The following is a 14,466-nucleotide window of genomic DNA, read 5'->3' on the forward strand; positions in this document are numbered from 1 at the left end:
TTCGCGCTATCCGAGGTCGACGACGATCTTGCCGTCGACGATCTCGTACGTTCCCGCGAAGTCCACGGTCTGATTGCCCGTCTGTGTGCGGTTTCCCGAGGTGGTGTACGAGTAGCCGAAGGAGAGGTCGTCGGCCCTGAACGACGCGCTGCTCGTGATCTCGATCGTCGGGTAGGCCGTGATGCTCCACGTGACCGGATTGCCCGTCCAGATGTAGGCCGCGAACGGGCACCCGTCCGGCGACGACTTCGTCGATGCGGCGCACTCGTCGAGGGCGGCGTCGACGGCCTCCTGGAGCGCGTCCTGCAGCGCCTCGGTCGGCTCCGACACGAGTTCGACGTCGAGTGATCCGTACTCGATCCCCGTCAGGGTCGCCTCGACCGATTCGGGCTCGTACGTGAAGAACTCGTTGTCGGTGCCGACGATCGGGTAGGTCGCCGGGTAGACGTACACGTTCGGTGTCCCGGTCGCCGAGACGTCACCCTGGTAGCCCTCGTTGCCGGCCTCGACGTCGACGGACCCGCCGCCCACGGTCACCGTCGTCGGCTGCGCGGTCACGACCTCGATGGGGACGAGGATCGGCGTCACGACGTCCCACGACTCGAACACGAGTGCCGTGTTCTCGCCCCGTCGCACTTCCAGGGTGCCCGTCTGCTCGACGCCGCCGAGGCGGTAGGACACGCTCACGTAGCGCGTGTCGGAGGACGTGCTCGAGCCCGATGTCGGTTCCGACGTCACCTTCACGTCGCTGATGAGTTCCGTCGCACCGGCCATCGTGGCGTTCGTGAGCAGTGCGCGGTCGCCGGTCGGGATGTTCGGGTCGACGAGTTCGTTCGCACGTTCGGCGTCGCCCGACGCGATCGCCTCGAGGTAGGCGCGAGCCGCCGCCTCGGGTGAATTGGCGCCGTTGACGGCACCGACGCCGATCGAGCCCGCGATGAGCGCCACGACGACCGATCCCGCGACGATGCCACCGATCAGCGCGCCCTTGCGCGCCGAGGGGGAGAGCTTCGGCGGCTCGCCGTTCGCGGCCGCAGCACCGAACGGTGGTTCGGTCGCCGGATACGGCGCGTACGGGGCGGCACCCGGCCAGGCTTCCTGGCCGCTCGTCACCGGCCCGACCGGAACCGGCATGCCGGTGGCCGGGTCGGTGTACGTCGGTCCGCCCACCGGGCCGGGTGCGGCGCCGGCGCCGTGGGGGACGAGCGGCGTCGTCCCCGAGATCCACGCGTTCGCGTTCGCGGGGCCTGCGAGCACCGTCAGGAGGCGGGGCGAGATCGTGTACGCGATGACGGGTGCATAGGGGGCCGCGAACTCGATCGCGACGGCCCAGAGGAGGATGACGAACGGCGTCCACACCGTCGCGCCCACCCGTGTCTCGCTCGAGGCGCTGCCGAGCGCGAACGAACCGGATGCCGTCAGCGACACGGAGGCGAGGAGCACGCCGACGAGGAGCCAGCCGACGAGGACCGCGAGCGGGAAACGCCAGAACGTCCGGGGATCGAAGCCCGAGGGTCGGCCGCGAGCGGCGCCGATGTGCACGGCGGCGACGAATGTCGTCACGATCGCGACGAGGATCAGGAGCAACGCCCACGGTGAGCCCGCGGAGAAGACGGTGATCGCGGCCGGTTCGCTGCCACTCGAGCCCGTCAACCCGCCGATGTTCGTCACGTTGCCGACGGTGACGCCGCCCAGGTGCGCGAGGCCGGCGAGCAGGAGCACGACGTTCAGGAAGAGGGGGAACGAGCCGAGGACGGCGCCGGCTGCTGCCGGGGCGTTGATGACGGAGACGAGCGCGAGCACGAGGGCGGCGGCCGTCGTGGCCGCTGTCGCGATCGTGGCGTACGCGAGCGTCTCCCTGAACCAGCGCGGCGCGCGCCGCAGCAACGCGAACGGCGCAGCGAACGGCGAGACGGCGGGGGTCGCGGCGGCGAGGCGGCCGGCGAACGTCGCGGCCCCGATCAGGACCGTGCCGAACAGGAAGGTCGTGAGTCCACGTGCCGTGACATCCAGGCCGATGCCCATCGACGCGAGCGAGACGGGGAGCACGAGCGAGAACACCATGAGGAGGAGCGAGACGGCCATGCCGGTCACGGCGGAGACGAGGATCCGCGTCCCGAAGGTCGGCAGGGCGGCGCGTCGCTCCGCGCGGACGGCCGTGATGATCGTCGTGGCGAGGACGAGGGCGGTCATGAGCAGCGGCAGGACGGAGAGACTGCCGGAGATGCTGATGCCTGCGGCCATCGGGCCGGTCGACAGGTCCAGGCCGCCGGACACGATGAGCGCGGCGAGTTGGACGACCGTCTGGATGACGTTGCCGCCCGACACCGCACTCGGGACGTCGGGGAGCGACGACGTGATGAGTGCGACGGCGAGCGTCATCAGGACGCCGCCGGCGATGAGTGCGCCGAACACGATGGCGGCGTGGACGCCCGCCGCTGCGGCGACACCGGGTGTGATCCACGTCGCTCGCGTGAGGGCGTTCCCCGGGCCGCCGGGGCCGCCGGGAGCGAATCCTGCCGCGCCGACGCCGCCGGTCGCGTAGGGGTTCCCGTTGGGATCGTGGTTCGGGTACTGCCCGGGGTGCCCGGTGACGGCGGCGGGCGCGTTCGGGTACGGGTTCGCGTTCGGCGGCTGGGGGCCGGGTCCGGCAGCGGAACCGCCCGCGTAGGGGTTCCCGGTCGGGTACGCGGTGCCCGGTTGGGATGTGGTTCCGTGCGGGTAGGCGCTGCCCTGTGGGTAGGCGGTTCCGTTCGGGTCTGCGGTGCCCTGCGGGTATGCGGTTCCGTTCGGGTACGCGGTGCCCTGCGGGTACGCGGTGCCCTGCGGGTACGTGGTTCCGTTCGGGTAGGCGCTGCCCAGTGGGTATGCGGTGCCGGTCGGGGCGTGGGCGCCGATCGGATTCGGGGGACCGGGAACAGGTGCGGGCCCGCCCCCGTACGGGTTGCCGTTCGGGAACGGTGCGGCGCCTCCGGACGTGTTGCCGTTCGGATCCTGCGGCCCGGGGACCGGTACCGGCCCACTCGTGAACGGATTCGCGTGCGGGTCCGTGCGCACGGTGCCCGGCTGCTGCGCGAGCGGCTGGGCACCGACGGCGGGCCCGTCGGGAACGGCGGCCGGGAGCACGGGGCCCGAGTGGTCGGTCGCGGACGGCACCGCGAAGGCCGGCGCGCCCGGCTGCGGGGCCGGGGCGCCGACCCGCTGCTCGGTGGAGCCGGGTTGCAGCGCGTGCGCCTCCTGCGGCGGCACGGTGAACGGATTGGCCTGCACCGGTTGCGACGCGGTCGGCGCGCCCTCACCGGGGGCGTCGATCGCGCCGAACGCATTCGTTCGACCCGGACGGTCGTCCTCGCCGGGGGTCTCCGCTGCCTCGGAGGTCGTCGTGTCGCCCGGAGCGTCGCCCTCGGGGGTTCGTGGTGCGGCGTGTGCGCCCCGCGCGGCATCGTCCGCCGAGGCGTAGGGGTCGGCGATCTGCTCCGCGGACCGCGTCGTCACCGTCTCCGGCTCGGGCTGTTCGCCCGTCGTCGACGGCTCGTCCGTCGATCCGGACGCCGCTTCCTGCTCCGACATGTTCGTCTCCCCCCGGACTCGTTCACGTTTCGGGAGAAGTGTGCTCGAAGTCGTCGTGTCCGTGTGGGCAGTTGTCCCCATGCGCTGTGGACAACTGACGGCTGTGACACCGAAACTGCCGCCGGACGCCCTGAATCGGCCACCCGCAGATGAAGCTGGCCGGTGCGAGCCCCGAGAAGTCGGGACGATGTGTCCGTCTGTGACACGCCGTGGCCACGTCGAACTCCGCCGGGGAATCACCCTGCCGAGCGCGCGGATCGCGTGGTGGGTGGCGTCCGGTGATCCACCGGTCGAGCTCGGCCTCGGTGGCCGGTGTGCGGGGTTCAGGGCTGGTCGTGTGCGGCGGCGAGGTCCTCGGCGACGCGGGCGAGCGTCGCGCGCACGACACGGATCTCGGCGCTGCCGGCGGCGGCGGCCCGCGCCGACGTGAAGATCTCGCGTCGGGGTGAGCCGCGCAGGTCGACGAACTCGACGGCGGGGGCCTCGTGCGCCCAGGTGAGGTCGTTCATGATGCCGACCGCGTGCCCCGTCGTGATGAGCCGTGCCTGTGCCTGCAGATCCGCCGTCTCGTAGCGCACGTCGGGCTCGAAGCCCGCGAGTCGGCACTGTTGTTCGCCCCAGTGCCGCGAGGCGGTCCCGACCGGCTCCATGACCCAGGCACGCTCCGCGCACGCGGCGATCGACCGGAGTCCGCTGCCGTGCGGTACCGCGAGGCGCAGCGTGTCGTGGGTGAGCACGATGCGGTCGAGCCCCTCGTGGTGGGGAGCCGCGTGCCCGGGGTACTGTTCCGCGACGACGAGGTCGAAGTCGCCCGCGAACGTGCGATAGAGCGAGGACTCCGGCTCGTGCTGCACCATCTCGACGCGCAGGCCGGGGTGCTCGGTCGCGAGGATGCGGAGCAGATCCGGTATGAGGGCGAGGGCCGCCGACTGGAACACGGCGAGGCGGACCGATCCGACGGGCCGGTCGAGGGAGCTCGCGAGCTCGAGCTCGGCGAGTTCGAGGCGCTCGAGCACCGCGCCCGTGTGGGCGACGAGGATCTCGGCCTGGGGCGTGAGCTGAACGCGACGTCCCTGTTTCCTCAGGAGTTCGACGCCGAGCTCGGCCTCGAGCGCCGACAATTGCTGCGACACCGCGGACGGTGAGTAGTTGAGCGCCCGCGCGACCTCGGCGAGCGTGCCGCGCAGGTGCAGCTCACGCAGGATGCGGAGCTTCTTGACGTCGAGCATCAGCCACCAGACTCATCAGTACAGCTTCATCTTGTAGATCACAAAGCGTCACTTTACCTGAATGAAAGGGGCGCTCATACTGACTCGGAAGGCCACCCCGAACCACCGCGCCGAGCCGAAGGAACACGAGCGACATGACCGCGACCCTCCCACCGCAGACCGACTCCGCCGCCCCCCTCGACGAGCTGCGGGCACTGGCGCCCGCCGCGATCGCGCAGGTGCGCACGTGGCTGGAGGCCGCTGCCGAGATTCCCGTCGATCCCGCAGCCGCGCAGCTCGCGGGCGTGCTGCGCGACCCGAAGGGCCTCGACTTCACCGTCGGATTCGTCGACGGCGTCGTACGACCCGAGGACCTCGCGGTCGCGGCACGGAACCTCCGGCGGATCGCCGGTGACGCACCGGGCTTCCTGCCCGCGACCCTGCGCGGTGCCGTTCGCCTCGGGGGCGGGATCGCTCCGGTCGCACCGGGTGTCGTCGTCCCGATCGCCCGTCGCGTCCTGCGCGAGATGGTCGGCCACCTCATCATCGACGCGACCGACCGCAAGCTCGGCGCGGCGATCGAGAAGATCCGCGTCCCCGGCGTGCGACTCAACCTCAACCTGCTCGGCGAGGCCGTGCTCGGTCGCGGCGAAGCGAGCCGGCGCCTCGACGGGACCCGCGAACTCCTCGCGCGCGACGACGTCGACTACGTCTCGATCAAGGTGTCCTCGACGGTCGCGCCGCACCAGGCCTGGGCGTTCGACGAGGCGGTCGCGCACGTCGTCGAGGAGCTCACGCCGCTCTACCGCCTCGCCGCGACGAGCCCCACGCCGAAGTTCATCAACCTCGACATGGAGGAGTACAAGGACCTCGAGCTGACGATGGCCGTCTTCACGCGGCTGCTCGACCGCGACGAGTTCCTCGGCCTCGAGGCCGGCATCGTGCTGCAGGCCTACCTGCCCGACGCGCTCGAGGCGATGATCCGCCTGCAGGAATGGTCGGCCGCGCGGGTCGCGCGTGGCGGTGCCCCCGTCAAGGTCCGTCTCGTGAAGGGCGCGAACCTCCCCATGGAGCACGTCGAGGCGTCGCTCCACGGCTGGCCGCTCGCGACGTGGTCGACGAAGCAGGACAGCGACACGAACTACAAGCGCGTCATCGACTACGCGCTGCGCCCCGAGCACGTCGCGAACGTGCGCATCGGTGTCGCCGGACACAACCTCTTCGACGTCGCGTTCTCGTGGCTGCTCGCGAAGCAGCGCGGCGTCACCGAGGGCATCGAGTACGAGATGCTCCTCGGGATGGCGCAGGGCCAGGCCGAGGTCGTGCGCCGCGACGTCGGGAGCCTTCTGCTCTACACGCCCGTCGTGCACCCCCGCGAGTTCGACGTCGCGATCGCGTACCTCATTCGCCGTCTGGAGGAGGGCGCGAGCCAGGAGAACTTCATGTCGGCGGTCTTCGAGCTCGCCGAGAACGAGGACCTCTTCGAGCGCGAGAAGAACCGCTTCCTCGCCTCGCTCGACGCACTCGACCGGGAGGTGCCCGCATCGAAACGTGTGCAGGACCGACGCGAGACGCCCGCACCGCTGCCCGCGGACCGCTTCGAGCCGACGCCCGATTCGGACCCGTCGCTGCCCGGCAACCAGGCGTGGGCGCGCGGCATCCGCGAGCGCGCACGGGCCTCCACGCTCGGGCGCGACACGATCGACGCGAACACCGTCGGCGACGCCGACGAGCTCGAGGCGCGCATCCGCACGGCACTCGACGCGGGCCCGAACTGGCGCGAACTGACGGGCGCCGAGCGCGCCGCGGTCCTCCACCGCGCGGGCGACGAGCTCGAACGCCGCCGCGCCGAGCTCATGGAGGTCGCCGCCGCCGAGGCGGGCAAGACGCTCGACCAGTCCGACCCCGAGGTCTCCGAGGCCGTCGACTTCGCCCACTTCTACGCCGAGCTCGCGCGCGGCCTCGACCACGTCGACGGCGCCGAGTACGACCCCTCGCACCTGATCGTCGTGACGCCGCCGTGGAACTTCCCCGTCGCCATCCCCGCGGGCTCCACGCTCGCGGCGCTCGCCTCGGGCGCGTCGGTGATCATCAAGCCCGCGAAGCAGGCGGCACGCTGCGGCGCGGTCATGGTGGAGGCGCTCTGGGCCGCGGGCGTCCCCCGCGACGCGCTGCAGTACGTGCAGTTCTCCGATCGCGACCTGGGGCGCGCGCTCGTCGCCGATCCCGCCGTCGACCGCGTCATCCTAACGGGCGGCTACGAGACGGCCGAGCGCTTCCGCTCGTTCCGGCCCGAGCTGCAGCTGCTCGCCGAGACGAGCGGCAAGAACGCGATCATCGTCACCCCGAGCGCGGACTACGACCTCGCGGCGAAGGACGTCGTCCAGTCGGCCTTCGGGCACGCGGGGCAGAAGTGCTCGGCCTCCTCGCTCGTGATCCTCGTCGGACAGGCCGCGCGCTCGCGCCGCTTCCGCGAGCAATTGCTCGACGCGGTCCGCTCGCTCGAGGTCGGCTACCCGTGGGACGCGAACGCGATGATGGGGCCCATCATCGGCCCGGCCGAGGGCAAGCTGCTCGACGGCCTCACGACGCTCGGCGAGGGTGAGCGCTGGGCCGTCGAGCCCCGCAAGCTCGACGACTCGGGCACCCTGTGGAGCCCCGGCGTTCGCGTCGGTGTGCGGCGTGGTTCGGAGTACCACCTCGTCGAATACTTCGGCCCGATCCTCGGCGTCATGACCGCCGACACGCTCGAGGACGCGATCGAGCTCGTCAACGAGATCGACTACGGCCTCACCTCGGGCCTGCACTCGCTCGACCGTGACGAGATCGACCGCTGGCAGCGGAGCGTTCAGGCCGGCAACCTCTATGTCAACCGCGGCATCACGGGCGCCATCGTGCAGCGTCAGCCCTTCGGTGGCTGGAAGAAGTCGGTCGTGGGTGCGACGACGAAGGCGGGCGGGCCGAACTACCTCGTCGGGCTCGGCGACTGGCACTCGGCGCCGGCGGTCGAGGGGGACGACGTCCGCCACGACGCGGCGCGCCACCTGCTCGACGCGGCGCGACGCGTCGCGACGGGCCCCGCGACCGACGGCATCGTCGACGCCGAGGAGGCCGACGGCCTCGAGCGCGCGCTGCGGAGCGACGAGATCGCGTGGCGGACGGAGTTCGGGGCCGATCGCGACGTGCAGGGCCTCCTCGCCGAACGGAACGTGTTCCGGTACCGCGCGGCAGCGGGCGACGTGCTCGTGCGCCTCGCCGAGGGAGCTCGTGTCGCGGAACTCGTGCGCGTCGTCGCCGCCGGACTCCGGGCGGGCGCGCGACTGCGGGTGTCGAGCGCGACGGAGCTGCCCTCCGCGCTGAAGGCCGCGATCTCATCCGGTGGCGTGCCCGTCACGGTCGAGGACGACGCCGCGTTCGAGCGCACGGCCGTCGCGTTCGGGAACGGGCGGATCCGCCTCGTCGGCGGCGACCGGGTCGCGCTCGCGGAGGCCGTCGGTGGGCGCCCCGACCTCGCGATCTACGCGAACGAGGTCACGGAGTCCGGTCGCATCGAACTGCTCCCGTTCCTCCGCGAGCAGGCCGTCTCCGTCACGGCCCACCGGTTCGGCACCCCGAACCACCTCACCGACGGCCTGTTCTGACGCGTCGGTGATGCGGGGCGGCGCCGTCGTTCACCGGATGTCGGTGATGCGCACGGCGCCGTTCTCGACCGTGAACGTTCCCTCGGGCGCGAAGTAGTCGACGACGGGATCGCCGACCCGTCCGAGTGGTGCGACGGTCGCGGATCCGCCGGTCGACGTGAACGACCACCCGTCGATCGACGAGATGCGGGGGACGAGCAGACCGCCGATCACCGCCCCCTCGTCGAAGACGCGGGCGCACGCGTCACTCGACGACGGCGTCGGCGCGCAGGCCCGGACGAGGTCCTCGAGCGCCGTCTGCAATGCTGCGACGAGCGTCGGTGTCGGGGATCCCGAGACGTCGATGTCGGTCATCGCGAGCCCGTTCCCGTCGGGTGCGACGACGAGTGGTGCCGTGGGGCGTGTGATCCACTCGTCGCTCGGCCCGCCGGACTCGTAGACGCCCGGATACAGGTACCGGATGGCCGTGGCCGGTCCCTCGCCGATGAGCGCCACGTCGGTCGCCGACACGCGGCCGGTCCCGGACGTGCCCGCGGCGACGAACGAGACGCCGCCGACGAGCGGCGTCAGCACGGTCCACGTGCCGTCGATGCGACCGACGGTCAGGGCCGCCCGGTACTCGCGTCCCGTGAGCAGGTAGCTCGCCCGCGCCTCGGTCACCTCGCTCAGTCCGGCACCGTACCGGGTGCGTTCCTCGTCGAGCGGTGCGCGCGTCGAGGATGCGGTGATGCGCGGATCCGTGATGCGCTCGTCCGCGTTCTTGAGCCCCGCGTCGCCGAGGAACTCGAAGTCGTCCGGTGCGACGGTCACGCCCCAGCGCGAGATGCCCGCGGCCGGATCGCCGAGCTCGCTCGCCGTCGTCGCGTCGCCGGCCGCGATCGCGTCGAGGTATCGCTGTGCGACCCGTTCGCCGCCGGCTCGGAATCCGCCGAGCAGCGTGACGCCCGTGACCGCGACGAGTGCGAGGACGAGCACGACGGCCGCGACGACGAAGCCGACCACACTGCGTCGGCGGTGCTCCGGGCGCGGCCCCGTGTCCTCGTCGAATTCGTCGTGCGCGTCGACGGGTGGCGGGCCTGACGTCGTGGCGGGGATCATGCTGCGTCCATGTGGTGAGCGGGGCGGAGAGGGGAGGGGGAACTCAGAACGGGGTGACGGCGACCGTGTCGCCCGTGATCGTGAACGTCCACGACGCCTGGACCGGAACGGGCGTGAAGGTCGTGCCATCGACCGAGAACTCCGCCGTCCCGCCCGACAGCGTCACCCCACCGGGCGTGCCGTCGGGCGTCGGGAGCGACGTGATCGTGACGGTCGGGTCCGCGGCGAGTCGCCAGGTGACGTTGCCCGTGACGGGCGCCTGGAACGGACAGGCGGGCGTGGACGGGTCGGTCACCGTCGTGCAGAACGCGATCCGCTCGGCGACCGCGGCCTCGAGGGCGGGCGCGAGCTCGGGGGTCGCGGTCCGTGCACCCGATCCGGCATCGACCGCTCCCGCGGCGCCCGCGTCGAGGACGAGCGGGTCCACCGCGACGAGCGAACTCCCGGTGTCGAGGAGCGAGTACCGCGCGGGGTAGAGGGGGAGCGTGACCGAGTCGCGGAGTGCGGAGACCGAGGTGGTGCCGATGCTGAGCGTCGTCCCGGCGTCCGCGGTCACGCTGACCGAGGCGATGAGCGGTTCGGTGATCGACCAGTGCGAACCGAACGATCGATCGGAGCCGAACCAGCCGAGCCGGTCCACGCCGATCGAGAACGGATGACGGATGCCGCCGAGCTCGTAGCTGCCCGTGACGTCGACGCGATCGGCCCCCGGGGCACCGTCGGCGGGGTCGACGACGATCGAGGAGATCCGCTCGTCGGCCGAGGAGAGCACGTCGTCGCTCAGCATCGTGCCGTACGGCGATGCGCCGGGCGGGGCGAGCCGGTTCGCGCTCGTCGCATCGCCGGCCGCGATGGCGTCGAGGTACTCCTGCACGACCTCGTCCGGGCCGGGCGCGGCCGCATCGATCACGAGCCCCGAGCCGATCACGGCGGCGACGAACACGACGAGCGCCGCGACACCGCCGCCCACCCGCACCAGTCGCCGCCGTCGGCGCGTGCGCACGACGGCCCGCTCGGCGTCGCTCATCCGAACGCTCGCCTCGAGCTCCTGCATCGTGTCGGACACCCCGCGTCACCCCCCCCCTGCTCTGCACCGACAGTCTGACACGCCCGAGCGACCCTCGACTTGTCGCGCTCGGGCCCGGCGCTATCGGCACGTCACAGTGCGTGGGTAGGATGACGACAGCCGCGACTGGCGTTCACGTGGACCACCACGGGGAAGCGGCCCACGGGATCCGAGCCGCACGCCTGGGCTCGCCGGCCACCATCCACTGTGCCGAGGTTTCCGGAGGAACCACCTGTGACCGACACCTTCAACGCCCCGCTCCGCGATGTCGACCCCGAGATCGCCGATGTCCTCAACGGCGAACTCACGCGTCAGCGCGACTACCTCGAGATGATCGCGAGCGAGAACTTCGTCCCGCGCGCCGTCCTCGAAGCCGTCGGCTCCGTGCTCACGAACAAGTACGCCGAGGGCTACCCGGGGCGCCGCTACTACGGCGGTTGCGAGGTCGTCGACATCGCCGAGAACCTCGCGATCGAGCGTGCGAAGGCGCTCTTCGGTGCCGAGTACGCGAACGTCCAGCCGCACTCGGGTGCGACCGCGAACGCGGCCGTGCTCCACGCGATCGCGCGCCCCGGTGACACGCTGCTCGGTCTCTCGCTCGACCACGGCGGGCACCTCACGCACGGCATGAAGATCAACTTCTCGGGCCGCCTCTACGACATCGCGGCCTACGGCGTCGACCCCGAGACCTCGCGCATCGACCTCGACGAGGTGCGTCGTCTCGCGCACGAGCACAAGCCGAAGGTCATCATCGCCGGCTGGTCGGCATACCCGCGTCAGCTCGACTTCGCGGCGTTCCGCGAGATCGCGGACGAGGTCGGCGCCTACCTGTGGGTCGACATGGCGCACTTCGCGGGGCTCGTCGCCGCGGGCATCCACCCGAGCCCCGTGCCGCACGCGCACGTCGTGTCCTCGACCGTCCACAAGACGATCGGCGGCCCGCGTTCGGGCTTCATCCTCACGAACGACGCCGACATCGCGAAGAAGATCAACTCAGCGGTCTTCCCCGGCCAGCAGGGCGGCCCGCTCATGCACGTCATCGCGGGCAAGGCCGTCGCGTTCAAGCTCGCGGCGACGCCCGAGTTCGTCGACCGCCAGGAGCGCACCGTCCGCGGTGCCGCGATCCTCGCCGAGCGTCTCCTGCAGGACGACGTGAAGAACGCGGGCATCGCGGTCCGCTCGGGCGGCACCGACGTGCACCTCGTGCTCGTCGACCTGCGCGACGCCGCGATCAACGGCAAGGAGGCGGAGGACCTGCTGCACGAGGTCGGCATCACGGTCAACCGCAACGCGGTCCCGAACGACCCCCGCCCCCCGATGGTCACCTCGGGCCTGCGCATCGGCACGCCGGCGCTCGCGACGCGCGGCTTCGACGACGCCGAGTTCACCGAGGTCGCCGACGTCATCGCGCTCGCGCTCCTGCCCGGCGCCGATCTGCCCGCGCTGCGCGCGCGGGTCGACGCGCTCACCGCGGCCGTGCCGCTCTACCCGACGCTGGAGCAGGTGTGACGGCGCGGGTACTCGACGGTCGCCGGGCGGCGGCCGAGATCAAGTCGGAGCTCGCCGAGCGGGTCGCCGTGCTGCGTGAGGCCGGTGTGCAGCCGGGCCTCGGCACGGTGCTCGTGGGCGAGGACCCGGGCTCGGTCGCGTACGTCGCGGGCAAGCACCGGGACTGCGCCGAGGTCGGCATCGCGTCGATCCGTGTCGATCTGCCGGAGACGGCGAGCGAGCAGGAGGTGTTCGACGCGATCGACCGCCTGAACGCGGACCCCGCCTGCACGGGCTACATCGTGCAGTTGCCGCTGCCGAAGCACATCGACCAGCAGGCGGCCATCGAGCGCATCGATCCGGCGAAGGACGCCGACGGGCTGCACCCGTTCAACCTCGGTTCGCTCGTGCTCAACGTGAACGAGCCGATCACGACGCCGCTGCCGTGTACGCCGCGCGGCGTGATCGAACTCCTCGCCCGCAACGGGCTCGGGGTCGCGGGCAAGCACGTCGTGGTCATCGGTCGCGGTGTGACCGTGGGGCGCTCGATCGGGCTGCTGCTCACGCGTCGCGAGCACAACGCGACCGTCACGCTGTGCCACACGGGCACGCCCGACATCGGTGCGATCGCGCGGACGGCGGACGTGATCGTCGCCGCGGCGGGTGCCGCGCACCTCGTGAAGGCGTCGTGGGTGAAGCCGGGCGCCGCGGTGCTCGACGTCGGCGTGAGCCGGGCCCAGGACGAGGAGACGGGGCGTTCGCGCATCCAGGGCGACGTCGAGCCGGCGGTCGCGGATGTCGCGGGCTGGCTGTCACCGAACCCCGGCGGGGTCGGCCCCATGACGCGCGCGCTGCTGCTGCAGAACGTGGTGGAGTCGGCGGAGCGCGCCCTCGCGGCCAGGCCCTGAGCCGAGCGCTGACCAGCGAACTCGGCCCCGCGAACGCTGACCAGCGAATCCGCACGCACAAAGCCGGGTTGTTGCTACCGGGCCCCGGGCCCGGTAGCAACAACCCGGCTTTTTTGCGGCCCGGCGGGGCCCGCATGACGGGGTCGACGAGGTGCGGGAGCCTGTTCGCATCGACTCGTGGGATCCGCGGGGTGGATCCGGGCGACCTTCGGTCGGTGGGCGGTCAGCGGTCGCGGCGTGCGCCCGCCGACGGTGCGACGCGGACGACGTGCGGGTCCTTCCAACCGTGTTCGCGGTAACCACGTTCGAGCGCCGCGACGATCGCGCCGACGTCGCTTTCGGGCGCGAGCACGAAGACCGAGCCCCCGAGGCCGGCACCCGTGATGCGCGCCCCCAGGGCACCCGCGCCCTGCGCCCATTCCACCGTGCGATCGATGCGCTCCGTCGAGACCTCGAAGTCGTCACGCAGTGAGGCCTGTGAATCGCGAAGGATCGGGCCGATCTCGCGCGGTCCCTCCGTGCGGAGCACGCGCGTGAGTTCGAGGGTCCGCGCGATCTCGCCGACGATGTACCTCGCGCGTCGGTACTGCCGCGGCTCCAGGCGGTCCTTCGCCGCCTCGAGCTCCTCGCTGCGCACCTCGCGCAGCGACTGGCAGCCGAGCTCCTCGGCCACCGTCACGCCGTCCGCGAGGCGCTCGGCGATCGCGCCCGACCAGTTGCGGTGGTGCTCGCCCGTGACGACGACGAGCGGAACGAGCTGGTGTGCGTCGAGTTCGGGCATCTCGATGAGGTCCGCGTCGTCGCCGCGCGCGTCGTAGAACACGGCGCGCTCGGGTTCGGCGAACAGCACGGTCGCGTGGTCCGCGAGGCCGGTCGCTGCGCCCGCGGCGGTCTGCTCGGCGGTCCGCCCCAGTGCCGCGATCTCGCCACGGCTCAGGCCGAGGGCCCAGAGTTCGTCGAGTGCGATGCCGACTGCCGCGCAGACCGAAGCGGACGACGACAGGCCACCCCCGACGGGCAGATCCGTCGAGAGGAAGATGTCGAGACCGGTCGCCGCGACGCGAGCGGGGGAATCGTCGGCGTCCGAGTCGTCGGCCTCGTCGTCGCGACCGTGCTCGAGTGCGGCCCGGATCGTCCCGATCGGGTAGGAGCGCCAATCGGCCGTCGCATCGTGCGACGCGATGGTCGCGAGGTCGGTGTCGGCACGTTCGTCGGTGAGGTCGGTCGCGATGACGACGCGGTCGTCGTCGCGACGCCGGACGGCGACGGCGCTCCGGATGCCGATCGCGAACGCGAGCGAGAGCCCGTCGTGCTCGTCCGTGTGATCGCCCGCCATGCTCACGCGACCGGGGGCCGACCAGACCCCCTCGAGCTCGACGCCGAACGACGTCCGGAAGCCCTCGTGGACGGCACTGGTGAGGTCTCGTGGCATCACGCGCTCCTGGTTCGGCTGCGTTCTCACGCGTCGCCATCCCCGGCGGAGGCCC

Annotated in this window: 8 protein-coding genes and 1 riboswitch; of the genes, 3 read left to right on the plus strand and 5 right to left on the minus strand. The window is 71.9% G+C overall.

Going from position 1 to position 14,466, the window contains the following annotated elements; translation table 11 throughout:
* Positions 1–6: 6 nt before the first annotated feature.
* Together HNR16_RS01865 and HNR16_RS01870 are read right to left on the minus strand one after the other, a co-directional pair.
* The gene (locus HNR16_RS01865; RefSeq protein ID WP_179558051.1) at positions 7–3,570 is read right to left on the minus strand and encodes a hypothetical protein; all 3,564 of its coding nucleotides are present in this window, start codon (positions 3,568–3,570) and stop codon (positions 7–9) included.
* A 323-nt stretch (positions 3,571–3,893) separates the two neighbouring features.
* A complete protein-coding gene (locus HNR16_RS01870; RefSeq protein ID WP_158039353.1) occupies positions 3,894–4,799 on the minus strand; it encodes a LysR family transcriptional regulator in 906 nt (301 codons plus the stop codon).
* Positions 4,800–4,933: 134 nt separating this feature from the next.
* On the opposite strand from HNR16_RS01870, the gene HNR16_RS01875 reads away from it, so the two are divergent.
* Positions 4,934–8,419 (plus strand): proline dehydrogenase family protein, encoded by a 3,486-nt coding sequence (locus HNR16_RS01875; protein WP_158039354.1) that lies wholly within the window; start codon positions 4,934–4,936, stop codon positions 8,417–8,419.
* Positions 8,420–8,449: 30 nt separating this feature from the next.
* Here HNR16_RS01875 and HNR16_RS01880 read toward each other — a convergent pair whose 3' ends face one another.
* Both HNR16_RS01880 and HNR16_RS01885 read right to left on the minus strand, forming a co-directional pair.
* Positions 8,450–9,517, minus strand: a complete 1,068-nt coding sequence (locus HNR16_RS01880) for a hypothetical protein (protein ID WP_158039355.1) — start codon at positions 9,515–9,517, stop codon at positions 8,450–8,452.
* 43 nt (positions 9,518–9,560) lie between these two features.
* Positions 9,561–10,583, minus strand: a complete 1,023-nt coding sequence (locus tag HNR16_RS01885; protein ID WP_158039356.1) for a hypothetical protein — start codon at positions 10,581–10,583, stop codon at positions 9,561–9,563.
* Positions 10,584–10,695: 112 nt separating this feature from the next.
* Positions 10,696–10,778: riboswitch (ZMP/ZTP riboswitch) on the plus strand.
* A 39-nt stretch (positions 10,779–10,817) separates the two neighbouring features.
* On the opposite strand from HNR16_RS01885, the gene glyA reads away from it, so the two are divergent.
* Positions 10,818–12,092 (plus strand): serine hydroxymethyltransferase, encoded by a 1,275-nt coding sequence (gene glyA / locus HNR16_RS01890; RefSeq protein WP_158039357.1) that lies wholly within the window; start codon positions 10,818–10,820, stop codon positions 12,090–12,092.
* Complete coding sequence (locus HNR16_RS01895; RefSeq protein WP_158039358.1) at positions 12,089–12,979, plus strand: bifunctional methylenetetrahydrofolate dehydrogenase/methenyltetrahydrofolate cyclohydrolase; 891 nt, start codon at positions 12,089–12,091, stop codon at positions 12,977–12,979. Before glyA ends, HNR16_RS01895 begins: the two co-directional genes overlap by 4 nt.
* Before the next feature lie 223 nt (positions 12,980–13,202).
* Here the strand turns inward: HNR16_RS01895 and HNR16_RS01900 are convergent, their stop codons facing one another.
* Positions 13,203–14,411, minus strand: coding sequence for a galactokinase (locus HNR16_RS01900; protein ID WP_158039359.1), 1,209 nt, complete (start codon positions 14,409–14,411; stop codon positions 13,203–13,205).
* Positions 14,412–14,466: the final 55 nt, after the last annotated feature.

This window comes from Pseudoclavibacter chungangensis (assembly GCF_013410545.1).
Classification (GTDB): Bacteria; Actinomycetota; Actinomycetes; order Actinomycetales; family Microbacteriaceae; genus Pseudoclavibacter; species Pseudoclavibacter chungangensis.